At 58.6% G+C, this 24,862-nt stretch carries 24 protein-coding genes, 4 tRNA genes and 1 pseudogene; 15 read left to right on the top strand and 14 right to left on the bottom strand.

The window, feature by feature from the left end; all coding sequences use genetic code 11:
* Positions 1–6: 6 nt before the first annotated feature.
* Entirely contained in the window at positions 7–804 is a 798-nt protein-coding gene (locus KJF94_RS17945) for an iron-containing redox enzyme family protein (protein WP_214377594.1), read from the top strand.
* An 80-nt stretch (positions 805–884) separates the two neighbouring features.
* Here the strand turns inward: KJF94_RS17945 and sugE are convergent, their stop codons facing one another.
* The 3 genes from sugE to rdgC all read right to left on the bottom strand — a co-directional run bounded on the left by sugE (position 885) and on the right by rdgC (position 3,354).
* Positions 885–1,199: a quaternary ammonium compound efflux SMR transporter SugE gene (gene sugE, locus KJF94_RS17940; protein WP_017340048.1), complete on the bottom strand. Its 315-nt coding sequence runs from the start codon at positions 1,197–1,199 to the stop codon at positions 885–887.
* Positions 1,200–1,318: 119 nt separating this feature from the next.
* Positions 1,319–2,284, bottom strand: coding sequence for a bile acid:sodium symporter family protein (locus KJF94_RS17935; RefSeq protein WP_214377593.1), 966 nt, complete (start codon positions 2,282–2,284; stop codon positions 1,319–1,321).
* Positions 2,285–2,433: 149 nt separating this feature from the next.
* On the bottom strand, positions 2,434–3,354 hold the full coding sequence (gene rdgC / locus KJF94_RS17930; RefSeq protein WP_017340046.1) for a recombination-associated protein RdgC: 921 nt from the start codon (positions 3,352–3,354) through the stop codon (positions 2,434–2,436).
* A 160-nt stretch (positions 3,355–3,514) separates the two neighbouring features.
* Here rdgC and KJF94_RS17925 point away from each other — a divergent pair.
* The 4 genes from KJF94_RS17925 (at position 3,515) to KJF94_RS17910 (ending at position 4,046) form a co-directional block, all read left to right on the top strand.
* A tRNA-Val gene (locus tag KJF94_RS17925) sits at positions 3,515–3,590 on the top strand.
* Between the two features lie 19 nt (positions 3,591–3,609).
* Positions 3,610–3,686: transfer RNA gene (locus tag KJF94_RS17920), tRNA-Asp, on the top strand.
* Between the two features lie 188 nt (positions 3,687–3,874).
* Positions 3,875–3,950, top strand: a tRNA-Val gene (locus KJF94_RS17915).
* Positions 3,951–3,969: 19 nt separating this feature from the next.
* Positions 3,970–4,046, top strand: a tRNA-Asp gene (locus tag KJF94_RS17910).
* Positions 4,047–4,182: 136 nt separating this feature from the next.
* Here the strand turns inward: KJF94_RS17910 and KJF94_RS17905 are convergent.
* Both KJF94_RS17905 and KJF94_RS17900 read right to left on the bottom strand, forming a co-directional pair.
* Positions 4,183–5,319 carry a catalase family protein gene (locus tag KJF94_RS17905; protein WP_214384896.1) on the bottom strand — a complete coding sequence of 379 codons (1,137 nt, stop codon included), beginning with the start codon at positions 5,317–5,319 and terminating at the stop codon, positions 4,183–4,185.
* A 29-nt stretch (positions 5,320–5,348) separates the two neighbouring features.
* On the bottom strand, positions 5,349–7,157 hold the full coding sequence (locus tag KJF94_RS17900; protein ID WP_214377592.1) for a di-heme-cytochrome C peroxidase: 1,809 nt from the start codon (positions 7,155–7,157) through the stop codon (positions 5,349–5,351).
* A 269-nt stretch (positions 7,158–7,426) separates the two neighbouring features.
* Here KJF94_RS17900 and bamJ point away from each other — a divergent pair, with 269 nt between their 5' ends.
* The 7 genes and pseudogenes from bamJ to KJF94_RS30260 form a co-directional block, all read left to right on the top strand.
* Positions 7,427–8,143, top strand: coding sequence for a BamJ family beta-barrel-assembly machinery protein (gene bamJ, locus KJF94_RS17895; protein WP_214377591.1), 717 nt, complete (start codon positions 7,427–7,429; stop codon positions 8,141–8,143).
* A gap of 292 nt (positions 8,144–8,435) precedes the next feature.
* A complete protein-coding gene (locus KJF94_RS17890; protein ID WP_214384895.1) occupies positions 8,436–8,891 on the top strand; it encodes a YkvA family protein in 456 nt (151 codons plus the stop codon).
* Positions 8,892–9,004: 113 nt separating this feature from the next.
* Positions 9,005–9,346, top strand: a complete 342-nt coding sequence (locus tag KJF94_RS17885; protein WP_214377590.1) for a helix-turn-helix domain-containing protein — start codon at positions 9,005–9,007, stop codon at positions 9,344–9,346.
* On the top strand, positions 9,343–9,714 hold the full coding sequence (locus tag KJF94_RS17880; RefSeq protein WP_007898892.1) for a hypothetical protein: 372 nt from the start codon (positions 9,343–9,345) through the stop codon (positions 9,712–9,714). The genes KJF94_RS17885 and KJF94_RS17880 overlap by 4 nt, the downstream gene beginning before the upstream one ends.
* Positions 9,715–10,122 carry an SEL1-like repeat protein gene (locus tag KJF94_RS17875; protein WP_214377589.1) on the top strand — a complete coding sequence of 136 codons (408 nt, stop codon included), beginning with the start codon at positions 9,715–9,717 and terminating at the stop codon, positions 10,120–10,122.
* A 72-nt stretch (positions 10,123–10,194) separates the two neighbouring features.
* Complete coding sequence (locus tag KJF94_RS17870; RefSeq protein ID WP_214377588.1) at positions 10,195–11,229, top strand: alpha/beta hydrolase family protein; 1,035 nt, start codon at positions 10,195–10,197, stop codon at positions 11,227–11,229.
* Between the two features lie 164 nt (positions 11,230–11,393).
* Positions 11,394–11,534 (top strand): annotated as a pseudogene (locus tag KJF94_RS30260) (short-chain dehydrogenase); the annotation flags it as partial.
* Positions 11,535–11,671: 137 nt separating this feature from the next.
* Here the strand turns inward: KJF94_RS30260 and KJF94_RS17865 are convergent.
* Entirely contained in the window at positions 11,672–13,462 is a 1,791-nt protein-coding gene (locus tag KJF94_RS17865; protein WP_214377587.1) for a bifunctional diguanylate cyclase/phosphodiesterase, read from the bottom strand.
* Between the two features lie 146 nt (positions 13,463–13,608).
* On the bottom strand, positions 13,609–15,690 hold the full coding sequence (locus KJF94_RS17860) for a carboxy terminal-processing peptidase (protein WP_214384894.1): 2,082 nt from the start codon (positions 15,688–15,690) through the stop codon (positions 13,609–13,611).
* Between the two features lie 138 nt (positions 15,691–15,828).
* On the opposite strand from KJF94_RS17860, the gene KJF94_RS17855 reads away from it, so the two are divergent.
* Positions 15,829–16,791 (top strand): zinc-binding dehydrogenase, encoded by a 963-nt coding sequence (locus KJF94_RS17855; protein ID WP_214377586.1) that lies wholly within the window; start codon positions 15,829–15,831, stop codon positions 16,789–16,791.
* A 114-nt stretch (positions 16,792–16,905) separates the two neighbouring features.
* On the opposite strand, the gene KJF94_RS17850 is transcribed toward KJF94_RS17855, so the two are convergent.
* The 6 genes from KJF94_RS17850 to KJF94_RS17825 all read right to left on the bottom strand — a co-directional run bounded on the left by KJF94_RS17850 (position 16,906) and on the right by KJF94_RS17825 (position 22,211).
* Positions 16,906–17,559, bottom strand: coding sequence for an HAD family hydrolase (locus KJF94_RS17850; RefSeq protein WP_084321105.1), 654 nt, complete (start codon positions 17,557–17,559; stop codon positions 16,906–16,908).
* A gap of 34 nt (positions 17,560–17,593) precedes the next feature.
* Entirely contained in the window at positions 17,594–18,583 is a 990-nt protein-coding gene (locus KJF94_RS17845) for an ABC transporter ATP-binding protein (protein WP_214377585.1), read from the bottom strand.
* Positions 18,580–19,380 (bottom strand): ABC transporter permease, encoded by an 801-nt coding sequence (locus KJF94_RS17840; protein WP_214377584.1) that lies wholly within the window; start codon positions 19,378–19,380, stop codon positions 18,580–18,582. Before KJF94_RS17840 ends, KJF94_RS17845 begins: the two co-directional genes overlap by 4 nt.
* Positions 19,367–20,203: an ABC transporter permease gene (locus tag KJF94_RS17835; RefSeq protein ID WP_214384893.1), complete on the bottom strand. Its 837-nt coding sequence runs from the start codon at positions 20,201–20,203 to the stop codon at positions 19,367–19,369. Before KJF94_RS17835 ends, KJF94_RS17840 begins: the two co-directional genes overlap by 14 nt.
* Before the next feature lie 5 nt (positions 20,204–20,208).
* Positions 20,209–21,015, bottom strand: coding sequence for an alkaline phosphatase family protein (locus KJF94_RS17830; protein WP_214377583.1), 807 nt, complete (start codon positions 21,013–21,015; stop codon positions 20,209–20,211).
* A gap of 128 nt (positions 21,016–21,143) precedes the next feature.
* Entirely contained in the window at positions 21,144–22,211 is a 1,068-nt protein-coding gene (locus tag KJF94_RS17825; protein ID WP_214377582.1) for an ABC transporter substrate-binding protein, read from the bottom strand.
* 350 nt (positions 22,212–22,561) lie between these two features.
* Here KJF94_RS17825 and KJF94_RS17820 point away from each other — a divergent pair, with 350 nt between their 5' ends.
* Positions 22,562–23,275 (top strand): UTRA domain-containing protein, encoded by a 714-nt coding sequence (locus KJF94_RS17820; protein ID WP_214377581.1) that lies wholly within the window; start codon positions 22,562–22,564, stop codon positions 23,273–23,275.
* Positions 23,276–23,298: 23 nt separating this feature from the next.
* Here KJF94_RS17820 and KJF94_RS17815 read toward each other — a convergent pair whose 3' ends face one another.
* Positions 23,299–24,066 (bottom strand): DODA-type extradiol aromatic ring-opening family dioxygenase, encoded by a 768-nt coding sequence (locus KJF94_RS17815; protein WP_214377580.1) that lies wholly within the window; start codon positions 24,064–24,066, stop codon positions 23,299–23,301.
* A 103-nt stretch (positions 24,067–24,169) separates the two neighbouring features.
* On the opposite strand from KJF94_RS17815, the gene KJF94_RS17810 reads away from it, so the two are divergent.
* A complete protein-coding gene (locus KJF94_RS17810; protein ID WP_214384892.1) occupies positions 24,170–24,826 on the top strand; it encodes a thiopurine S-methyltransferase in 657 nt (218 codons plus the stop codon).
* Positions 24,827–24,862: the final 36 nt, after the last annotated feature.

Below are 24,862 nucleotides of genomic sequence, written 5' to 3'. Positions count from 1 at the left end.
CCGACAGTGATCGAGACATTCAACCGAACCGGCCCCCTCATGGAAGCTGCAAGTTATCCCGCCTGGGCTCAGCAACTGATCCAGGATTGCAGCGAGAGTAAACGCCGGGTTGTCGAACACGAACTGTACAGGCGCATGCGAGATAACAAACTCAGCGCAAAGACCATGCGCAACTACCTCATTGGTGGTTGGCCCGTGGTTGAACAATTCGCGTTATATATGGCACAGAACCTCACCAAGACCCGTTTTGCCCGTCATCCCGGCGAGGACATGGCGCGCCGCTGGTTGATGCGCAACATCCGGGTGGAATTGAACCACGCCGATTACTGGGTGCACTGGAGTCGCGCTCACGGTGTCAGCCTGGAAGATCTGCAGGCGCAAAAGGTGACACCTGAACTTCACGCTCTGAGCCATTGGTGCTGGCACACCAGTTCGGCGGATTCGCTGATCGTTGCCATTGCCGCCACCAACTACGCCATTGAAGGCGCGACAGGTGAGTGGTCGGCGCTGGTCTGTTCCAGTGGTGTCTACGCGGCAGCGTTCCCCGAGGAAGATCGCAAGCGGGCCATGAAGTGGCTGAAGATGCATGCCCAGTACGACGACGCCCATCCGTGGGAAGCGCTGGAAATCATCTGCACGCTGGCAGGAATGAACCCGAGCAAGTCCTTGCAGGCCGAACTGCGTCAGGCGGTGTGCAAAAGCTACGACTACATGTTCCTGTTCCTGGAACGCTGCATGCAGCTTGAGCATGCGGAGAAGGCTCCGGTCGCGGTGCGTGAGCGCATGGCGCTTGCTGAAAGCTGATCCGTTTTTCATGCCCATGAAAAAGCCCGCTCCCCCAGTATCGCCAGGGGAGCGGGCTTTTTTGTATGGATCGGCAATGACTAGGTGCTGACTTTCAGTCCAATCAACCCGGCAATGATCAATGCCACACTGGCGAGCCTGAACAGCGCCATGGATTCACCAAACAGAATGATCCCGGCGATGACCGTGCCGACCGCGCCCACGCCTGTCCAGATTGCATAGGCGGTGCCCAGCGGCAGTTCCTTCATGGCAAGGCCAAGCAGACCAAGGCTGATGGCCATGGCGGCGACGGTCAGTGCGGTGGGAAGAGGGCGGCTGAAACCATCGGTGTATTTCAGGCCGACAGCCCAGCCTACTTCGAACAGGCCGGCGAAAAACAGAATGACCCAGGACATGAGAGACCTCCATCGATTGATGGGGTCGTCCCCAGATTAATGACTCGATCGAGCCGCGAGGTCGTCCTCGCGTTGCGCAGTATAGTGCCCATCATTAAAACGGGGATCAAGTTTGCCGCTTACTCAGTCGCTTGCCGAGCCGCTGTTTCCCGATCTTCTTTCTCGCTCATCCGGCGGAAGTACGTCGAAAGCAGTGCCCCGGAAATATTGTGCCATACACTGAACAACGCGCTCGGCACCGCTGCCAGCGGTGAGAAGTGCGCGCTGGCCAGCGCGGCGCCCAAACCCGAGTTCTGCATGCCGACTTCCAGTGCCAGGGATTTTCGTTGGGCCAATGGCAGCTTGAACAGACGCCCGGTGAAGTACCCGAGCAGATAACCGAAGCTGTTGTGCAGCATCACCACGGCCATGATCAGCAGGCCGGACTCGGCGATTTTCGCCTGGCTGGCAGCGACGACAGCGGTGACGATGATCACGATGCTGACCACGGAAACCAGCGGCAACACGTCCACCGCGTGGCGAACCCGAGCACCGAGCAGGCGCTGAGCGACCACGCCGAGCACGATGGGCAGCAGCACCACTTGCAGGATCGACCAGAACAACTCCATGAACGATACCGGCAACCAGGCCGAAGCCAGCAGCCAGATCAACGCCGGGGTCAGCAGCGGAGCGAGGAGGGTTGTGACGGCGGCGATGGCCACCGACAGCGCCAGATCTCCGCGGGCGAGCCAGGTCATCACGTTCGACGAGGTGCCGCTCGGGCAGCAGCCGACGAGAATGACGCCGACGGCAATTTCCGGCGGCAAGTGGAAAACCTGGCAGAGTAACCACGCCACACCGGGCATGATCACGAAATGCGCAACGACGCCCAGCGCCACACGCCACGGATGGCGAGCGACTTCGGCGAAGTCTTCGAGTTTGAGGGTCAGGCCCATGCCGAACATCACCAGCCCCAGCAACGGGACGATGGCGCCTTTCAGACCGATGAACCACGCCGGTTGCAGGAAAGCCACGACGGCGAAAATCAGAACCCAGTAAGCGAAGGTGTTGCCGACAAAACGACTCAATGCAGCCAGTGCACGCATGGCCTGATCCTTATTATTAAGTAGCCCACAAAACCAATGTGGGAGCGAGACCGGCTTGCCGGCGATAGCGGAGTTTCAGTCAACATCAATGTTGAATGTCAGTCCCTCATCGCGAGCAGGCTTGCTCCCACAGTAGGCATCACACGTCTTTAAATACCTTGCGGGGTCTCTTCACCACCCAACGCTTCAACCAGCGCCGGCAGGAAGTCACCGAAGGTCAGCATCATCAGGGTGAAACTGGCATCCAGCTGGCCCAGGGCCTCTTCGCCACCGTCCTGTTCCGCCTGATCCTGCAGCAGATCCTCGAACTTCAGGCGCTTGACCACCATCTTGTCGTCGAGGACGAAAGACAGTTTGTCCTGCCACGCGAGCGACAGCTGAGTGACCACTTTGCCAGTGCTCAGGTGCAGCTGGATTTCTTCGCTGGTCAGGTCCTGACGCTTGCAGCGCACGATGCCGCCGTCTTCATGGGTGTCGCGCAGTTCGCACTCGTCCAGCACGAAAAAATCGTCCGCGGCTTTCTGGGTCGTGACCCATTCAGTCATGGTGGCGGTGGGCGACATCTTGACGGTCAGCGGACGTACCGGCAGCGTGCCGATCACTTCACGCAGAGTAGAGAGCAGGTCTTCGGCGCGTTTCGGGCTGGCCGAGTTGACCAGGATCAGGCCTTGTTTCGGCGCGATCGCTGCGAAGGTCGACGAGCGACGGATAAAGGCGCGAGGCAGGAAGGCCTGGATGATTTCATCCTTGATCTGGTCGCGTTCCTTTTTGTAGACCTTGCGCATTTGTTCGGCTTCGATCTCTTCGACCTTTTCCTTCACGGCGTCGCGCACGACGCTGCCCGGCAGGATGCGTTCCTCTTTACGCGCGGAGATCAGCAGGAAGTCGCCGCTGACGTGTACCAGAGGTGCATCTTCGCCCTTGCCGAAGGGCGCGACGAAACCGTAGGTGGTCAACTCCTGGCTTGCACAGGGACGCGCCAGTTTGGTGGCCAGTGCAGTTTCCAACGCCTCGGCATCAAAAGGCAGATCTTGGGTCAGGCGATAGATAAGCAGGTTTTTGAACCACATGGGGCGAGTCTCTCCTTTATACAAAGTGGGGCATTATTCTCTTCGTGGCGCCATAGGCCAACCCTTCTCTAAGCCTTTGGAAGGCCTGAAAAAATTATTTAAAAAAGTGCTTGCCAGAGGTGAGGTCGCTCCGTAGAATGCGCGCCACACCGAAAGTGAAGGGTGATTAGCTCAGCTGGGAGAGCGTCTGCCTTACAAGCAGAATGTCGGCGGTTCGATCCCGTCATCACCCACCATTCGCTTCAAGTGTTACGCGCAGCGGTAGTTCAGTCGGTTAGAATACCGGCCTGTCACGCCGGGGGTCGCGGGTTCGAGTCCCGTCCGCTGCGCCATATTCGGTAACCTGGAACGCTGAACGCCAGGTCACCACGGAAAAGCCCGCTAACGCGGGTTTTTTTCTGCCTGAAGTTCCTGCTGGATGCATCGTTTCACCGGTTTTCAGATTTATTTGAATTATTTATCAATTAAATCAACACGTTATGAAAATCTGTGGCACAATGCGCCCCGCAACGAAGGTAAAGGGTGATTAGCTCAGCTGGGAGAGCGTCTGCCTTACAAGCAGAATGTCGGCGGTTCGATCCCGTCATCACCCACCACTTACTTTCAACGCTACGCGCAGCGGTAGTTCAGTCGGTTAGAATACCGGCCTGTCACGCCGGGGGTCGCGGGTTCGAGTCCCGTCCGCTGCGCCATATTCGGTAACCTGGAACGCTGAACGCCAGGTCACCACGGAAAAGCCCGCTAACGCGGGTTTTTTTCTGTCTGGAATTTGGCTTAGGCTGGCTTCCATTGAAAAAGCGACCCTCGGGTCGCTTTTTTCGTTTCTGCTTACTGCTCAGCGTTTCGACTGTGCCGGTAGTCGCTTACCGCTTCGTACACGGCTTTGCGCAGCCGATTGATACCGCCAATGGGCCGATGAGCCTCCAGACCGAACCACGGGTTGAACGACAGGTTGTCGCATTGCAGATTCTGCGCCGGGGTGTCGAAGTCCTGAGGGGGCAGGGTGATCCGGGCTACGGTTTCGAAAGGCGCATCCTGCTCGCGCCACTCGATGCTGGTGTCTTCGATCGGCATGAACCTGTTCGCATCCTGGCGCTGGATCTGCAATACAAAACACACCGGCACCCGATCCGTGGACAACTGTTGAGTCAAGGCGTTACGCAGGAAGTTCGGCAGATCCTGGTTCTGCTTGGGCAAGGTGTAGGCCGGGCAGCTGTCCGAATCCGGCATCACCCGGAACTTGGCATTGGCCTCGCCGAATTTATACGGCGATACCGAAAAATAGGTGGTGCGTGTCGGGCTTTCCGGCGGCGGGGACAGTGTCGCCAGGGCGATGAACAAATGACGGACCTGCCAGGTGCGCGGATCCCAGCCAGGAAAAAACGCCATGACCTTTTTTCCGTCAGCCTGAGCCGCGACATTCTGACGGTACTCGGCGACATCACTGACAAAGAAGTTCGGATGGCTGAACATCACAAAGTCCTGCTCGTGTTGCCCTTGCCGGTCGCCGAGTAGCGGCTTGCCCGGCACATCCAACAGTTTGATCGCCATGCCCCGGGCATCCCGAATGTTGTCGAACTGCGGATAAGCGTTGCCGTTGGACAGGCGCATGGTCGCCTGCCAGCGCTTGCCCGGTTCGCTGAAGACCCCGCGGCGCAGGTCCTGCGCCAGTTCCGGCAACACCTGCACCTCGGCCTTCACGCAGCCATGGGCCTTGGCATGGGCGTCGCGCAGATAGCGGGTACTTTCACGGTGTTGATCGACAATGCGCACGGCGGTCTGAATCACATCCCGGGTCATGGCGGCTTCGCCGTCCGGAATCTGCTCCAGTGCCGAGACCGGGCCGCGGTGCTGCCAGGCATACCAGGCAGTGACCAGTGCCCAGCCGAGCAGGCCGATGCACAGCAGAATCAGCAGGGTTTTGCCGAGCAGGCGACCCAGCCATAACCAGAACCGGGCGAGCATCGGTAAATCCTTTTTGAAGGTGGTCATGATCATGGCAGTTGCGCCTCCATAGGGCCGCCCAGCACTTTCAGGTACTCCAGCAGCGCCCAGCGCTCCTCGGGTTGCAACAACCGGCCGATCACCCCGTTGCCGCGCTCACCGGCGCGGAATTCATGGCCGCTGTTGTGGTTGCCGGTCATGCGCGTGTCGAACAGGAATGCGTTGGTGAAGGCTTCGGTGCGATAGCCCAGGTGTCGCGGGTCGTAGTCGAACGTGCCTTTGTAGAAGGTGGTCGCGCGTTCATCCTGGGGCGAGAGCAATTGATAAATGCTCGGTACCGAACCGTTATGCAGAAACGGCGCCGTCGCCCACACGCCCGCCAGTGGCCGAGCCTTGTAGGCCACTTTTTCACGAACGCCGATCGGCAGGCCGAAGCCGTCGAGTTGTGGCTTCTCCGCCGCTGTGACCTTGGCCTCGCGGTAAGCGCGGTTCTCGACGAATGCAGTGACGTAAGCCAGGCCCTTGGCTACCGACAGTTGGCTCAAGTCCAGCGGTTCCTCTGGTTCGGGGTGCAATTTCACGTCCATCTGCGCGAGCTCCGCCGGGTCCCATTGCAGAGCGGTCAGATCGAAACGGTGGCTGGCGATGTTGTTCGCCGCCGTCGGATCGGTGCCGATGACATCGACGGGCAGCATGTGCAAATGCTGTACCCAGCGTTCGCCTTCCTGAGTCACCCGCGGAACGTGGCAAGCGGCGCAGTTTTCCGCAAACAGCGCACGCCCCTTGGCCGCCAGTGGTTTGTCGATGGCACCCAGCAGATCTTCCGGCCAGGCCGGCGGTTTGAGTCGCTGCAGGGTTTCCTCGATCTGGTGTAAATCGCGCACCCGGACGCTGGACGGATAGCGACTGTCGCCCTTGAGTGGCTGCCCGTTGCTGTCGAAGAAGTTCAGCGTGGCGCCCACCCCCAGGGCCTCACCGATATTGCGAGCCATCGGCTGCTGTGCCGAACCGTTCCACTGCACCCAATCGAAGGTCCACATGTCCCACAGTTGCGGGTAGTCGACCGGAGCGTTGGCTACTCGGTAGTTGGCCGGGGAAATCGCGTCACCGAAACTGGCGTTGGCAATGCGCCCGAACGCGTCGGTGCGGCCGGGACCTTCTTCGGTCGGGTAGAGCCCGCGATGAGTGTCGTTCCAGGCCACTTTCAGAAAGGTATCGAGAGAGGTCTTGAAGTCTTTACGCAGTTGTTGATGCCGGGTGTCGTAGTCCTGACCCAGCACGTTGCGGGCGAAACGTTCGAATTTCCACGGGTTGTAGTAAGTCGAGGTCAGACTGGCTACCAATGCTTGTCCGAAGCTGCCACCGCGGAGTGTAGGAACGCTGGAGGGCAGAACGTGTTGCGCCGAACCTCCGTCAATGCGTATGGCCTGGCCGTTGAAGCGCAACTCGCCGGTGTGGCAGGCGGCGCAGGTGATGTCCAGAAACTGATCCGGGCTGCCAGGGTTTTGATGACGGGCGAAGCCCACGGGCAGGTTACCGGGGTTGTTGGACGTGGCTTTCTGCCCGGGATCGACCAGAAAACCGAAGCGTGCGAGGTACTCCGGAGCGGCAAATCGCTGTTGCGAAAAAGGCAGTTCGAGCGCGTTGAACCAGTCGTAGCGCAAGCCTTTGACTTGAGTGCCTTGGGGCGTGAAGTAGTAGGTCTGGCGGTCAGTCGCGCTCCACTGCTCCAGGTAATGCACCTGCTGCGCAGGCGTCCAGGTCGGCAGTTTCGGGTTGGCGACGTAATACAAAATCACGGCCAGGCACACGCCCAGCAACATAACGATCAGAACCAGCAAGCGATAAAAGAGGCGCAAGATAAACATCCTTGTCGATTTGTCGCTCTCTTATGCCTCAGCCGCAGACGTGCGGCAAGTGGCCATTACGCCAAGTAATGTGGGACAGGTCAGTTGTGTCTGTAAGGCGAAGATGACAGAAGCTTCATCATCCGATTCCGGAAATGCGTTAAAACACCTGAACTTATCAGAAGTTTCCTGCTCTCATGCCGGTAGCCATTGGTCGTGGCCGCCTGATAAGCTCGCGGCTTTACTCGATTGCCCTTTAGGCGCATGAACAAGGAAATAGCATGAAACAGCATCGGTTGGCGGCGGCGGTGGCCCTGGTTAGCCTGGTACTTGCGGGTTGTGATTCGCAGACCAGCGTAGAGCTGAAAACCCCGGCGCAAAAAGCTTCCTACGGGATTGGCCTGAACATGGGCAAGAGCCTGGCTCAGGAAGGCATGGATGATCTCGACTCCAAAGCCGTAGCCCAAGGCATCGAAGATGCCGTCGGCAAGAAAGAACAGAAGCTGAAGGATGAAGAACTGGTCGAAGCTTTCGCCGCACTGCAAAAGCGCGCTGAAGAACGCATGGCCAAAATGAGCGAAGAGTCGGCAGCTGCCGGCAAGAAATTCCTCGAAGACAACGCCAAGAAAGCCGGTGTCACCACCACTGCTTCGGGCCTGCAATACGAAGTGGTCAAAAAAGCTGATGGCGCACAGCCTAAGCCGACCGACGTAGTGACTGTCCACTACACTGGCACCCTGACCAACGGCACCGTCTTCGACAGCTCCGTCGAGCGCGGTAGCCCGATCGATCTGCCAGTCAGCGGTGTGATCCCGGGTTGGGTCGAAGGCCTGCAACTGATGCACGTTGGCGAGAAGTACAAACTGTACATCCCTAGCGAACTGGCTTACGGCGCCCAAAGCCCAAGCCCGGCGATTCCAGCCAACTCGGTGCTGGTATTCGACCTGGAACTGCTGGCGATCAAGGATCCAGCCAAGCAAGACGACGCCGCGAAGTAATCAGCGTCTGCTCTGACAACAACGCCTCGCTTATGCGGGGCGTTGTTGCATCTGGCGGTTGGTGAGGGTAAACAAAGCGAACGGACGCGGTACGCTGGAGTCATAGCCATTGAGGACGCCGCGCTAACCGCGCCAGAGCGCCAAGTCAATGAAATCTTGGGTTTTTTTATGTGAGTAAAAAACGCCCGATCTGAGCAAAGCCCTTATGAAACGGGGCTTTCAGCCGTGAAATGCAGGTCTGTTCACAAGGTTATCCACAATTTGTGTGGATAACATTTCAGCGGGAGGAATGATGAAAGCACCTTGGAATTTCGCTCGTTTCCTGCCACTGGCCGGGCGCCTGCTCGCCCGTGGACGATTGCCGACGCTGTTGTTCGCGGTGGCTAGCAAAGGCGCCAGCCAAGGCAACCGATTGGGCAAGCTCAAAGAGGACCTGCGCCTGTTGCAGGCTTTGTGCCTGGCGTACTGGCGCGGCGAATACCGGGCCATCAGCCCGAAAGCGCTGATCTCGGTGGTGGCAGGCCTGATGTACTTCCTGAGCCCGGTGGATGCGATTCCGGATTTCATCCCGGTGTTCGGCATGCTTGATGACATCGCCGTGCTCGCCTGGCTGATGAAAGTCCTCGATGACGAACTCAACGCTTTCCGCGCCTGGCGCAACCGCCAGTTGCCGGAGAAACTCGCGGTGGTCGAGCGACTGCCCGATACCCCTGAGCAACTTCAGCTTCAGGGCCCCAAAAAAAACTGAGCCGATTCAGGATCATCCCTATATTCATACCCCTGCGACCTTGGCCGCTGTTAGGATTACACTTCTAGGGAAAAGCGCCGACTCGCTAAGTGTCGTTGTCCTACGGGGAAGTCATGGATATTCAGATAATCACACGCGAAGGCGAGCCCGAATATGCGGTTCTGCCGTGGGCTCAGTATCAGGCTCTACTGAAAGCAGCAGGCATCAATGAGCGACCGGCACCCGACGCGCCAGTGCGTCACGCCGCAGCACCAGACCAGATACTTCCAGGTCTGGATCAACTACGCAGTTTGCGCGAAGGGAAGGGCATCGCCATCGAGGCGCTCGCCCGCACGGTAGGCATCAGCCCGTCTTATCTGGCCTTGATCGAAAGTGGCGAGCGTCAACCCGACGCTGCGATTCGCCGCAGCCTGGCCTGGGAATTGACGGTGCCAGGGTGGAGGGATGAATCGTGAGCGTACGCATCAGTCGTCAACATTGGGACGGGTTGCTGGGCGAGCTGGATCAGGCGCGCCGCCAGCGACATCTGCTGACTTATCGCGCGTTGCTGGAGCGTTTGCAGCTCCCGACACCGGCCATGCAAACCTTGACCGCGGCCCTTGAACATCTGGCCGCGCTTGATGCCAGAGCCGAGCAGCCCTTGCGCAGTTCACTGGTGATCAGCCAGGGCGCCAGCCGCCTGCCGCGCACCGGTTTTTTCGAATGCGTCGAGCGTCTGGGGCGTTTCTCCGGGCCGTCAGATGGTGTCGCTGCTGCGTCCTGGCATGCCTCGGAAGTGGTGCGAGTGTTCGAGTACGAATACCCCGAATCGGCCGAGGCCTGAGTGTTTTTGCGACTCAAGGCGCGGGCTGGTTACTGGCTGGCCCGTCGGCTTTTTCACTGGTCGTGGTTCGTCCGCCAACCCCGTGGCTGGAGTTGGCTCGAAGGCCAGTTTGCCCGCATGGCCAACTTGGGTGACGTCGGCGCTCAAAGCTTCTATGGCCACATTCTGGCCTTTCGCGGCGTTGGCTTGGGGGCTCGTGAGGAAGGTGTCCGATTGTTGCGCCTGGCGGCGTTGGCGGGGGATGGCAAAGCGGCGTATCAGGTGGGTGTGATCTGCCTGGCCGGGACGGCGAGCAAGGCGCCGGATCCGGTGGAAGCAGCGCGGTTTTGGCGGATTGCGGTGCAGGCTGGGCATCCGTTGGCTGAGATTAAGTTGAAGGGATTGCTGAGCAATAGTTCTTCTCAGTGATCCATTGGGGAACGCACCTGGCGATGGACGTCAGGTGTTGATGAGTCGATCTAATCAAGGAAGATAAAAACATTGAAAACAGCTCTCTGCGCTCTGTTATTGGTTTGCCTGACCGCAAACGCACTCGCAAACGATAACTTTATCGGCTTCCAGGCCTTCACGCTGCCCGACCCGCAAAACGACCGCCCACTGGAAATGGTCGTCTGGTACCCCGCCGCAACCACCGCTACCCCTCAATTGTTCGGCGACAACCCAGTGTTTGTCGGCGTCCTCGCCGTGCCCAACGCGCCACCGACCGCCGGTGAACATCCATTGGTGGTGCTCTCCCACGGTTTCGGCGGTAACTGGATCCACCAGACATGGCTGGCCAGCGCACTCGCCCAGAAGGGTTACATCGTGGCAGCGGTCAACCACCCCGGCACCACCAGCCGCGACCGTAGCCCTCAAGCCGCCGCACAGCTATGGCAACGCCCCGCCGACCTAAGCCGAGCCATCGACGCGGTCACGGCTCAGCCACAACAATTCGGCGCAGTCGCCAAGCATCGAATCGCAGCAGTGGGCCACTCACTCGGAGGCTGGACCGTCCTGGAAATCGCCGGCGCACGTTTCGATCCTGACCGCTTCACCAAGGACTGCAACGCCCACCCGAAGTTGGCCAGTTGCACCGCTTACAAACAGATTAACCCCGCAGGTACCCCGGAATCGAAGGCCCGGTTGGCCGCCGACTTGAGCGATAAACGCGTCACCGCCGTTGTTTCATTGGATCTGGGCTTGTCGCGCGGGATGACCGATGAAAGCCTTGCGGCGCTGCCGGTTCCGATACTGGTGATCGCAGCGGGCGTGCCGTCTGAAGAACTTCCTGCTCAGTTGGAGTCTGCCGACTTGACCAAACGCCTGCCTCAAGCATCGAAGCGCTACGTTGAGATCAGCGATGCCAGTCACTTTAGCTTTATGGCGGTGTGCAAACCTGGAGCGGTAGCGATGCTTGAAGAAGCGGTGCCGGGTGATGGGATTATTTGTGGAGATGGGGAGGATGGGAGGCCGCGTGAGGTGATTCAGGAGCAGGTTATTTCGCTGATTGATGAGTTTCTATCGCGGTCTCTATAAATCACAACGCTATGCAATCCTGCCTCCGCTGTGGATCAACAGCACGTCAGAAACAAGGCAATCTTGATAGGAGCAGCAAGTCCAAAGAAATGCTTTAACGAGGAGGAAAAGCGGGCTATCGAAGGTTGGAGCATCTGGCAGTGGGTGAATGCGATCCTGCTGAACTGACCATGCGCGGTTCTATTGAGTGCGATTCCATGATTCTCAGCGACTGCGCGTTGCTTTGCGCCATTCCGTTGCGTGATGGTTGTGATGTGCTGGATGTGGTTGGGCGGGGGTTGGGCGCGCGGTCAGCGGCTGACTAGATCCAGAGATTTTGGTTGTCTGGTCGGGCCTCTTCGCGGGCAAGCCCGCTCCCACAGGGTTTTGTGTCGTTCACCATAATCACGAACGACACAAAACCCTGTGGGAGCGAGGCTTGCCCGCGAAGGCGTCCGTTCAATCACCGCTGCCCAATGATCAAATCCTCGTTTGGCACCGGCACCACCAAACTATCAATCACATGCACGCTATACCCCGGCACATTCTTCGCGTGATGCTTGGCCTGTGACGCCATTTCGGCCAACTGGCTCGCATCGAGTTGTCCACAGGCCTGTGGATGTAAATGCACCACGCCGATCGACAGTGACAGCAGCGGAAACTCCTGCCGCACACCCTGACGGTTCGGGGCGATGAAGCAGCCGGCCTCCAGGTGTTCGCTGCGGTAGAAGCGCCGGCACTGGCTCTGGAAATCGTCGAGCAACTGGTTCAAACGTTTGCGCCAGTCTTCCGGCCCGAGCACCAGCAGGAAATCGTCACCGCCGATATGGCCGACAAAGTCGCGGGAAGGGTCGACGCGGTCATTCAGACATTGCGCCAGGCACAGCAGGACTTCGTCCCCACGGCCGTAGCCGTAAATGTCGTTGAAGGGTTTGAAACTGTCGATGTCCACGTAGCAGATCACCGATTCCCGTTGCTGTTGCAGCAGGCGCGTCAGGCACTGCTGGATCGGCACGTTGCCGGGCAGCAGGGTCAGCGGATTGGCGTAGCGGGCCTGCTGGATCTTCAGTTCGGTAATCAGCTTCAGTACATCGATCACCCGGCCCAACCCCAGATACCCGCCGTTCAGGGTAATGATGAAGTCTTCTTCAATGCGTTGTCGGGCGCGGCTGGTGATCAGGCGGCTGACCTGTTGCAGCGACTGGCTCATCTCGACGGCGAGGAAGTCGTCATTCATCAGCCGGCTGATCGGCTTGCGGGCGAACAGGTCGGTGGCAAAGGGTTTGAGCAGCGCGTCAGAGAGCGAATGCCTGTGAACGATGCCGCAGGGATGGCCGTAGTCGTCGAGCACCGCCAGCGAGTTCAGGTTGGCCTGGCGGCGGAAGGCTTCCAGTACCGTCGCTGTCGGCGTATCGCGCGCGACCGCTGGCTGATCGTTCAAAAGGTCGCTGAGGTCGCTGCCTTCGTCGTTCAGCGCCACGGCGGAGCTGTCCTGCTTGGGCATCAGGCTTCGAGCATCCCTTGGCGGATGTTCCTGGGGCCGACAGAGCAAATAGCCCTGGACCAGATCGACGCCCATATCGGTCAACACCGCGAGTTCCTCCGGCAGCTCGATACCTTCAGCAATCACTTGAGCCCGAGAGGCTTTGGCGATTTGCATGATTGATCCGACAAATTCGCGTTTGAGGGCATCCTGATGAATGCCGTCGATGAAGTGCCGGTCGATCTTCACATAGTCAGGCCGCAGCTCGGACCACAGGCGCAGGCTCGAATAACCCGCTCCCAAATCATCCAGCGCAATGGAGAAGCCCATCGCCCGATAGTGATGCAGGGCGTTTTGCAGCAGCTGGAAATCGTCGGTCGGGGTCTGTTCGGTGAGTTCGATGACCACCTGGCTGGGCGGTATGCCGAAATCCTGCAGCAGTTGCAGGGTACGACCCGGTTGGTGAGCCGCTTCGAGCAGGGATTCCGGTGATACGTTGAGAAAGAGTTTGCCGGGCAGTTGCTGTTCATTGAAGCGTCGGCAAGCGCTCTCACGGCAGGCAATTTCCAGCTCGTTCAAACGGCCGGCCTGACGGGCGACGGCGAACAAGGCGACAGGCGAGTGCAACGGGCTGTTGGAGGGGCCGCGGCTGAGGGCTTCGTAGCCGATAATTCGTCGTTCAGAGAGCGAAATGATTGGCTGGAACAGGCTGTGCAAACCGCTTTGAGTCAGTATTGAACTCAACGCACTCAGCTGTTCGGTAGTGGTCATGGCGATCTCTGGCGATAAAAAAAGGACTGGGAGCGCTCTTGGATAAAAAGAGGCTCCCAGTCCTTTATTTCACGACAGAATGATGACTGTTTGATGACGCTACGGAGGCGTCAGCATTAAATTGCCATCATCTTGCTTGTCACCCCTTAGTGCTTGGCGACCGCGGTATTGAGTTTCAGGTAGTCCAACAGAATCCGACCGGTCTCGCTCAGGTAGGCATCGTCTTCTGGTTTGGTCTTGTCCGGCTCGGCCGCAAGGGCGTCTTCGTCTTCTTTCTTCAGCTCTTTGAGCGGCTCTTCGCCTTTGGCCTTGCGACGGATATTCTCCATGGCAAGCTGCTTGGCTTCGATATCGGCGTGTTGTGCACGACGATCGGCTTCATTGAGGCTGACGGTTTTTTCCGCCATCAGTTTCTGCGCCAGGGCCAGTTTGTCGCGGATGAATACGAACTCCGCATCCTTGGCCGAGCGCACGTCATGCTCGGATTTGAGCTGGGTGATGTACGGTTTGAACGGATCGGTCGCAGGCTTGATCGCCGCGCGGATGGTGTCCCACGGCATGGCTTCCGGCAGGGCACTTTCACCGATTTCCTTGGTGTCGATGATCGACGGGTAATCGATGTCCGGCAGAACGCCTTGATGCTGCGTGCTCTGACCGGAAACCCGATAGAACTTGGCCAGGGTCAGTTTCAGTTCGCCATGGTTCAGCGGCTGAATGGTCTGCACGGTGCCTTTGCCGAAGGTCTGGCCGCCGATGATCAACGCGCGGTGATAGTCCTGCATGGCGCCGGCGAAAATCTCCGAAGCCGAGGCGGACAAGCGGTTGACCAGCAACGCCATCGGGCCTTTATAGAACGCGCCCGGGTTTTCATCTTCCAGCACATCGACCCGGCCATCGGCGTTACGCACGAGAACGGTCGGACCTTTGTCGATGAACAGACTGGTCAACTCGGTGGCTTCCTGCAAGGAACCGCCGCCGTTGTTGCGCAGGTCGATGACCACGCCGTCGACTTTGTCTTTCTGCAGCTCGGTCAGCAGTTTCTTGACGTCGCGCGTGGTGCTCTTGTAGTCCGGATCACCGGCACGGAAGGCCTTGAAATCCAGGTAGAAGGCCGGGATCTCGATGACGCCGAGCTTGTAGTCCTTGCCGTCCTGTTTCAGGTTGAGGACTGACTTCTTCACCGCCTGGTCTTCAAGCTTCACCGCTTCGCGGGTGATCGGCACGATCTTGGTGGTCTGGTCGTTCGGCGCATTGCTGGCCGGGATGACTTCCAGGCGCACAACGGTGCCTTTCGGACCACGGATCAGCTTGACCACTTCGTCCAGACGCCAGCCAACCACGTCGACCATCTCTTTGTTGCCCTGGGCAACGCCGATGATCTTGTCGGCCGGTGCGACCTGCTTGGTTTTGTCGGCCGGGCCGGCCGGCACCAGACGCACGACTTTCACCTGATCGTTGTCGCTCTGCAACACGGCGCCGATGCCCTCGAGGGACAGGCTCATGTTGATGTCGAAGTTCTCCGCATTATCCGGCGACAAATAATTGGTGTGCGGGTCATAGGACATGGCGAAGGTGTTGATGTAGGCCTGGAAGATGTCTTCCGCACGGGTCTGGTCCAGACGCGCAAGCTGATTCTTGTAACGCTTGGTCAGGGTTTCCTGAATCTGCTTGGAATCCTTGCCAGCAATTTTCATCCGCAGCACTTCGTCCTTGACGCGTTTGCGCCACAGGTCGTCGAGCTCTGCGGTGGACTTGAGCCAAGGGGCGTCCTTGCGGTCGATCAGCAAGGTTTCCTTGGTGGTGAAGTCAATCTTGTCGACGCCCTTGTTCAGCTCCGCAAGGGCAAAGTCCAGACGCGCTTTTACGCGGTCCAGGTAGCGCTTGTAGATGGTGAAACCGGCGTTGAGGTCGCCGCTTTTGAGGAAGTCGTCGAACTGGGTTTTCCACTTGTCGAATTCGGCAATGTCGCTGGCCATGAAGTAGCTGCGCGACGGATCCAGCAGCTTGAGGTAGCTGTCGTAGATGATCACGGAGCGCGCGTCATCGAGCGGCGGCTTGCTGTAGTGGTGGCGCTTGAGTAACTCGACGACATTCAGGCTGGCGATCACTTCGTCACGATCAGGCTGAAGCTTGTCCCAACTATTGGCTGCGAACGTATTGCTCGACATCGGCATCAGGCCGATACCAATAAATAGGGCGAGGGCGGTGCTGGGGAACAGATGCTTCATGCTGATTCGACGCGGGGACAATTGATAACGCATATTAGGCCGTCTTTGAAGTCGCCGGTTCCACAAGGGCCGGTCGCATAATGCAAAAAGCCCGGCGATACAGCTTCGGGCTCAGTCCAGACTCACTATGGAGGCACTGTGAAAGCATTGCAAGGCGTGGAAGGTCAAGTGGAGTGGCTTGAAGAGCCCAGTCCTACATGTGATGTAGGGCAAGTTCGCATTCGTGTGGCGGCAGCGGGCCTCAATCGCGCCGATTTGTTACAGAAGGCGGGACTTTATCCGCCACCGCCGGGGGCCAGTCAGGTACTGGGTCTAGAGTGTTCCGGGGTGATCAGCGAGGTCGGCCCGGGGTCGTCGTGGCAGGTCGGTGATCGGGTCTGCGCCTTGCTGGCCGGGGGTGGGATGGCCGAAGAGGTGGTAGTCGACGGACGGCATGTGCTGGCGGTGCCAGAAGGATTGTCCCTGACCGAGGCGGCAGCGCTACCCGAAGTCTATGCGACCGTTTGGCTGAATTTGTTTCAATTGGCTGCGCTCAAACCGGGTGAGAAAGTTCTTCTGCACGCCGGAGCAAGTGGAATCGGTTCAGCTGCCATTCAGCTGTGCAAGGCGTTTGGCAACCCATGCTGGGTCAGCGTCGGTTCTGCCGAGCGGCTGGCTTACTGCGAAGCGCTGGGTGCTCAGGGGGGCGTGGTACGCACCGACGATCTTGAAAGTCTGAGCGACCTGGGTCCGTTCGATGTGGTTCTCGACCCGGTCGGCGGCAACTACGCCGCACTGAACCTGAAACTGCTGGCCCGCGATGGCCGTTGGGTGCTCATCGGCTTGATGGGCGGCCGTGAAGCGAAGCTGGATCTGGCGCAGGTGCTGGCCAAGCGTGTGCAGCTGCTGGGTTCGACTTTGCGCAGTCGTGACGATCAGTTCAAGGCGGATTTGTTCACTGATTTGAGCCAGCATGTCTGGCCGCTGTTTGCCGAAGGGCGGTTGAGTCCGCAGTTGGCCAGGACGTTTCCGATCAAGGATGCGGAAGCGGCGTTTGCCGAGTTGGCGAGCAATAAGGTGGCGGGGAAGTTGGTGCTGGTGATCGACGAGAGCCTGACCTGATATCACCGATCCCTGTAGGAGCGAGGCTTGCCCGCGAAGAACGATGACGCGGTGTGTCAGTTAAACCTCGTTATCGTTCTTCGCGGGCAAGCCTTGCTCCTACAGGGTTCTGCGTTATTTCCAGATATGGATCGGCCAGCCGGCTTTTTCGGCGTGTTCGAGCAATACCGGATCAGGGTTTACCACGTGTGGGAAATCTACCTTCAGCAGCAGCGGCAAATCGTTGCGTGAGTCGGAATAGAAACTCGCGCCCTCAAGGTTTTCCTCTTCCGCATCCAGCCATTCCAGCAAGCGCGTGATCTTGCCTTCGCGGTAGGTCAGCGTACCGACGGTGTGGCCGCTATAAACCCCATGCAACACTTCCAGCTCGATGCCCAGAATCTCGTCGATGCCCAAACGATCGGCAATCGGTCTGACCAGGTGCGTACCCGACGCCGAGATCACCAGAATCCGGTCACCCGCCTTGCGATGCGCGGCGATGGCTTTGGTGGCGTCACTGAAAATGATCGGCTCGATGAAGTCTTCCACCCACGGCCCCACCAGATGGTCGACCTCTTCCGGTGTGCGGCCGATCATCGGCTCGAGGCTGAAGGTCATGTAATCCTCCATGCGCAGCTTGCCGTGGCTGTAAGCGTCCATCAATTCGTTGTTCTGACGCATGAACGACTCGGGATCGACCCAGCCCAGGCGGCCCATTTGCTCGCTCCAGAGGGTGGCGCAGTCGCCGTGGATCAGGGTTTCGTCCAGATCAAAAATTGCCAGGGCCATCAGTGCAGTTCTCTCTTCAACATCAGCAAAGGCATCAGGCTACCTCACACAGGGCCGTCGGATCGATGGAAAGCGCCAGACGCTGACCATCGGGATGCAAATCGGCCGCCGAGCGGTTGAGCACATCCACCACCAGTTCCACGCCCCGGGCCTCGACCCGGTAGCGGATCACGTTACCCAGCAGGCTGTGGCTGCGCACTTGTGCATCGAGTTCGCCGTTCAGGCTCAGTTCGATGGCTTCCGGGCGAATCGCGATGCGATGGGTGATTGGGCGTTGCAGCAGTTTCGTCGCGCTGTCGGCGTCCAGCAGGTTGTAGTTACCGATGAAGCCGGCGGCAAAAACATCCACTGGCGCGGTGTACAGGGTTTCGGCGTCGCCGCTCTGTACGATCTTTCCCTGATTCATCAAGAAAATCCGGTCAGACATGGTCAGTGCTTCTTCCTGATCGTGTGTGACGAAGATAGTGGTCAGGCCGAGTTCGCGCTGGATCTGACGGATCTGTTCGCGCAAGTGCTTGCGAATGCGCGCATCGAGGGCCGACAGCGGTTCGTCCAGCAGCAACAGGCGTGGACGAGTCACCAATGAGCGGGCGAGGGCGACACGCTGACATTGACCGCCGGACAGTTGATGCGGATAGCGCGAGGCAAAGTCGTTCAATTCCACCAGTTTCAACACTTCGGCAACGCGCTTGTGGCTGTCGTCGCTGTTGACCTTTTGCATGCGCAAACCGAAGGCGACGTTTTGCTCAACGGTCATATTGGGGAATAAGGCGTAACTCTGAAACACCATGCCGATTCCGCGCTTCTGCGGACTTAACGGCACGATATCGACACCATCCAGCAAAATCTTCCCGCCATCTACCGAGGTCAGACCGGCGATGCAACGCAGTAGCGTGGATTTGCCGCAACCGGACGGGCCGAGGAGGGTGACAAATTCACCCTTCTGGATTTCGCAGTTGATGTCGCTGAACACCGTGGTGCCGGCGTAGTTTTTCTGTAGATGTTGGACGCTGACATAGCTCATTCGCTTTTGTCCTTGTTCAAGATATTGGCCACCCAGGTCAGAACCAGCACAAATAAGAAGTAGGAAATCACCAGCGCACTGGTGAAGTGGCCGCTGCTGTTGCGCATGTTGTTGAGGTAGACCTGCAGCGTTTCGTAGCGGGTGCCGACGAGGATGTTGGCGAACACGAATTCACCGAACAGGAACGAGAATGACAGCAGCAATGCCACCATCAAACCCTTGCGCAGGTTCGGCAGTACGACCAGGAACGCCGCTTGCCAGGTGCTGGCGCCGAGCAGTTGGGCGGCGTCCATCAGGTCGCGCAGGTTGATGGCTTGCAGGTTGTTGGTGATGGCCCGGTACATGAACGGCAGTGCGATGGTGAAGTAGCAGCCGATCAGAATCCACGGCGTACCGACCATCGCAAACGGTCCCGAACCGTAGAGCTGCAGCAGCCCCACCGCCGACACCACTGGCGGCACCGCGAAAGGCAGCAGGATCAGAATGTTCATCAATGCATCGAGTTTCGGGAAGTGGTAATGCACCACGAACAACAGCGGCAGAATCAGCACCACCGCCAGGATCAGCGAGCCGACGCAGACCAGCAGCGATTGGCCGAAAGCACTCAAGAAACGCGGATCGCTCCACAGCTGCACGTACCATTTGATGCTGAAACCGCTGGGCAGAATGGTTGCCGACCAACTGCTGGAAATCGAGTAGATAAAGGTGCCGAGCAGCGGCAATATCAGAATGGCAAACAGCACGTAGACCACTACCCGATGGTAGATGCCGACAGAACCCGATTCAGCGCGAGACATGGTAGCTCCTCTTCAACAGCAGCTGATGCACAACGGTCACCAGAGTCATCAACGCCACCAGCACCACGGCCAGGGCGCTGGCCAGGTTCGGGTCCAGGGAAATGTCGCCGGAGACCATCGCCGCAATACGGATCGTCATCACGTTGAAGTTGCCCGTGGTCAGGGCGTACACCGTGGCGTAGGCGCCGAGGGCGTTGGCCAGCAGGATCACGAAGGTGCCGAGCAGCGCAGGCGTCAGCACCGGCAGACCGATGTGGCGCCAGAACTGCCAGCCGTTGGCGCCGAGCAGTTCGGCGGACTCCCGCCAGTCTTCACGCAGGGCATCAAAGGCCGGGTAGAGCAGCAGCACGCCCAAGGGAATCTGGAAGTAGGTGTAGAGAATGATCAACCCGGTTTTCGAGTACAGGTTGAAGTCCTGAATGATCCCGGCCTGCTTCAGCATGATGGTGAAGCTGCCGTTGAAACCCAGCAGGATGATGAACGCGAAAGCCAGGGGGACGCCGGTGAAGTTGCTGGTCATGTTGGCGAAGGCGTTGACGAAGTTGCGCAGCTTCGAGTCGACCCGGCGCAGGGAGTAAGCGCCGAGCACGGCGATAATGATCCCGAATACACTGGACCAGAAACTGATCTCGAGGCTGTACTGGATCGCCTGTAAGTAGAACTTCGAGCTGAAGATCCTGGTGAAGTTGGCGATGCCCCAGCCGGACTCTTCCGATTCCAGACTGTTGATCATCACCCACAGTAGCGGGGCGATCTGGAACACGATAAAGAACAGGGCGAAAGGCACCACGCACAAGGCTGCCAGCCATTTTCCGCGAGTCATGGCGTTCACTTGAGCAGCTCCCGGCACACTGGTTTGTCGTGGGCCACGCCCAGCAGTTCGCAGACGGTGCCGCAAATCTCGGTTTGTTTCGGTGCGGCGCTGGCGTTGAAACTGAAGGCATCACCGAGCACAAACAATGGAACTTCGCGCTCTTCGGGCAGCAGGCCGTTGTGGGAGCGATCGTTGTTCATGCCGTGGTCGGCGGTCACCAGTACCTGATAGCCGGCGTCGAGCCAGCCTTGCAGGTAGTCGGCGAGGATGATGTCCGCCGAGCGGGCGCTGTTGCGGTATTGCGGGGTGTCGAGGCCGTGCTTGTGCCCGGCGTCGTCGATGTTCATGGGGTGCACCAGCAGGAAATTCGGCGCATGGCGCAGGCGCAGGTTTTCCGCGTCGGCGAACAGGTGCGAATCCGGGTAATGGTCGCTCCAGTAGAAATGTCCGTGCTGAATCGGCAACTCGGCGTTGTCGGTGTGACGGTCCCGGGCGGGCACGAACGGCGAACGGTTATACAGCTCGCTGACCCAGTGATAGGCCGCAGCGGCGGTTTTCAGTCCCGCGTCAGTAGCGTAGTGATAGATGCTGCGCTGATTGGACAGGCGCGAAACGTTGTTGTGGACAATGCCACTGTCGATGGGCGTGACGCCGGTCAGGATGCATTCATACAGTGGACGGGACAGGGCCGGCAGTTCGCACTCCAGTTTGTAGAGCGCCGCGCGTCCTGCGCCAACATAAGCCTGCAGGTGCCCCATGGCGTGGCGCGCAACCTCGTAATTGAGGCCGTCGAGCACGACAAGGATGACGTTGTGCTTCATAGGGGCGGAACTCCGCGAAACAGGTGGATCGATAAAATTTGCAGAAGCCGGCTTGCTGGCGATCCATACGCTGCGGTCTGTCTGAGCACCGCAGTGATGCAATCGCCAGCAAGCCGGCTCCTACAGTGTTACTTCATCTCAACGATGACTTCTTCGTTCCACTTCTGCGGCAGGGCCTTGGAGGTCTTCTCCCACGCGTCCGCGTCCTTGATCGGCGTTACTTTTTTGTACTGCTCGTTCGGCAGCAGGTTGGCCTTGACGTCATCCGGCAGTGTTATGTGCTCGGCACGGATCGGACGGGCGTTGCCGCGCGCCAGGTTGATCTGGCCAGCGTCGCTGAAGATGTATTCGCGGGCCAGTTTGGCGGCGTTCGGGTGCTTGGCGTATTTGTTGATGATGGTGGTGTATCCGGAAATCACCGCGCCATCGGAAGGAATCAGCACGGTGTAGTCATCCGGGTTCGCCATCTTCGCCTTGTAGCTCAGACCATTGAAGTCCCAGACCACGCCGACTTCGATTTCACCTTTTTCCATGGTGGCAATCACCGGATCGGTCATCGACAGACGACCTTGCTTGGCGATTTCGGCGAACATCAGCAGGGCGGGCTTGATGTTTTTCTCATCGCCACCGTTGGCCAGCGCGGCGGACAGAACGCCGTTTGCCGCTTGGGCCGAGCTGCTTACGTCACCAATGGACACTTTGTACTTGCCGTTTTTAAGGTCGGCCCATTTGGTCGGTGCCTCTGAACCATGCAACAGCTTGTTGTTGATGATAAATGCGATGGTACCGGTGTAGGCCAGCGCCCAGTTGCCGTCCTTGTCCTTCGCCCAGCTCGGGATCTGGTCCCAAGTGCTTGGCTTGTAAGGCTGGACAACCTCTTGCTTGACCGCAATCGGACCGAACGCTGCACCGACGTCGCCGATGTCGGCGGTGGCGTTGTCTTTTTCCGCTTTGAACTTGGCGATTTCCTGGGCCGAGCTCATGTCGGTGTCGATGTGTTTCAGGCCGTAGTTCTTGGCCAGGTCGTCCCAGGTACCTTTCCAGTTGGCCCAGTTGTCGGGCATGCCGACACTGTTGACCTCACCTTCCGCTTTCGCTGCGGCTTCCAGGGTTTTCAGATCGGTATCAGCCGCCATGGCGGCGGTGCACAGGGCGATGGTCGAGCCTAACAGTGATGCCAGGAAAAGCTGTTTCATTCCGAAGCTCCTTTGGTCGTTATCAACGCTGGGATTGCGGTGGTGTTGGTCTAGGTCAGCAATACCTGATCCAATCTAGGCGCCTCTGATGACATTTTGATGTCGACCAGCGGTACTCCTCTATTTTTTGTGCAACAAGGCTCAGGCTTCTGGATAAGCGTAGACCATGACTAAAGAGCTGATATAAAAGGACTTGGCGATGAAATTGCAGTCGCCTGACCGAACCGTTCAGCGCCTTTGTCATCTGTCAGTCATGTGCAGTGCCTAGGCTTGCTGAACGTTGACAGAGCCGTTTCAAATGACGGTTTCGCTTTGAAACAGTGCTGGTCTAGTCCAGATAGGTAACATTGATGCGCATTGAGACAACCAAAGCGGTGACAGCCATCGGGCAGGTTCTTCAGGAACAGCTCGATCACGGGCTGCTGGCGCCCGGCAGCAAGTTACCGGCGGAGCGCAAGCTCAGTGAGTTGTTCGGCACCACACGCATTACCGTGCGCGAAGCGTTGTTGCAGTTGGAGGCCCAAGGGCAGATTTATCGGGAGGAGCGTCGCGGCTGGTTCGTGTCGCCGCCGCGCCTGGCTTATAACCTGATGCAGCGCAGTCACTTTCACGCCATGGTCAGTGCTCAGGGGCGGGTGCCATCCACCGAGGTGATTTCGGCGCGGCTGCAGCCAGCGTCGGCAGCGGTCTGTGCCTGGCTGCAGTTGCCAGCGTTGTCGAGCGTGATTCAAGTCTGCCGGGCGCGGCGAATTGATGGGCGGCTGGTGCTGTACGTGGAGCACTACCTCAATCCGCAGTATTTTCCGGGGATTCTGGAGTTCGATCTGAATCAGTCGATCACCGAACTGTACGCACGGCATTACGACTTGCATTACGGGCGGGTGCGTTTCGAGATCGTGCCGACGGCGCTGTCGGTGGATGCGGCGGCGGCTTTGCGAGTGTCGGTCGGGAGCCCTGGATTACGCATCGCCCGGGTCAATTACGACCAGCATGAGCGGCTGATCGATTGTGACCTGGAGTTCTGGCGGCACGATGCGATTCACGTCGGTGTCGATGTGGTCTGAGCCTGGCCGCCGAAGATTTTTCATCAACCGAAGCGATAGATATCCATACCCAGGGCACCCATGGTGAACCCCTTATGGCTGACGCTGAAAGTCCCGCCAGCACCACGGGCGAAGTACAGCGGCAACAAATGTTCATCACTTGGGTGGTTGCGCACAGCGTTCGGTGCTTGCTGACGATAGTCGTGCAACGCGGCTTCGTCGTTCGCTTCGAGTTTCTCGATCATCCAGTCGCGGAATTCCCTGGCCCACGGTTCAACGCTTTCCGGGCCGGCATGCCAGTCCAGTTCTCGCAGGTTGTGGGTGATGCTGCCGGAGCCGATCAACAGAACGCCCTGTTCGCGCAGGCTGCCCAGTGCGCGCCCTACGCGGGTCTGCAGGGCAGGGCCGCCGCGTGTAGGCAGCGAGACTTGCACCACCGGGATATCGGCCTGCGGGTACATCAACGACAAAGGCACCCACACGCCATGGTCGAAGGGACGTTTGGTGTCGATGCGTGCAGGCAAGTCACTTCGCTTCAGCCACTCGACAACCTCAGCCGCCAGTTGTGGATCGCCAGGTGCCGGGTATTGCACCTCGAACAATGCCTTGGGAAAGCCACCGAAGTCATGCCAGGTTTCAGGTTGCGGATTGCCGCTGACCAGCAGCTCATTGCTTTCCCAGTGGGCGGAAACAATCACGATGGCCCTGGGTTTCGGCAATTCGGCAGCCAGGCGCACGAGGGCCGGCCCGCTGGCGCCGGGTTCCAGGGCCAGCATGGGTGAGCCATGGGATATATACAGGCTGGGCAACATCAATGAGCTCCTGAGAGTTAAGATGGCGTCATCTTCAGTCAGATCATTGATCTAAATCTAATATAAGTTTTAGGGTGTTTTGATCGAATTTTCGGAGATATTTATGCAGCCGGAGTTTTGGCACAAGCGGTGGACGTCGAATCAGATCGGCTTTCATCTGCCGGAAGTGAATCCATATCTGCAACGGTACTGGCCTCAGTTGGGCCTGGAGGACGGGGCGCGCGTACTGGTGCCGTTATGTGGGAAAAGCCTGGATTTGCTATGGCTGGCGAAATGCGGTCACGAAGTGTTGGGTGTCGAGTTGTCGGAAAAAGCAGTGGAAGACTTTTTCCACGAGCACCAATTTGACCCGGACGTCAGCGATCAAGGGCCTTTTACGGTGTATCGGGCGGGTTCGATCGAGATCTGGTGTGGTGATTTCTTTGCCTTGACTGCCGGCGATGTTGCCGATTGCAGCGCACTGTACGACCGCGCTGCGTTGATTGCCTTGCCACCGAAGATGCGAGAGCAATACGCCGCTCATTTGAACCGGATTCTCCCGAAGGACGCTTCAGGGCTTTTGATCACGCTGGATTATGACCAGACGCAAAAGGACGGGCCGCCGTTTGCCGTGCTTGATGATGAAGTGCAGCGGTTGTTCGGCGCGGTGTGGTCGCTGAAGATTCTGGAAGACCAGGATGTCCTGGGTGAGAGCTGGAAGTTTATCGAGAGCGGAGTGACGCGGCTTGAAGAGCGGGTTTATCGGGTTTCCAGTCGTTAAGTTGTGTTGATTGTGCTGGCCTCATCGCGAGCAGGC

Source organism: Pseudomonas hormoni, assembly GCF_018502625.1.
In the GTDB taxonomy this organism is placed as follows: domain Bacteria; phylum Pseudomonadota; class Gammaproteobacteria; order Pseudomonadales; family Pseudomonadaceae; genus Aquipseudomonas; species Aquipseudomonas hormoni.
The sequence above is the reverse complement of the archived record's forward strand: the minus strand, read 5'-3'. Positions and strand labels throughout refer to the sequence as shown.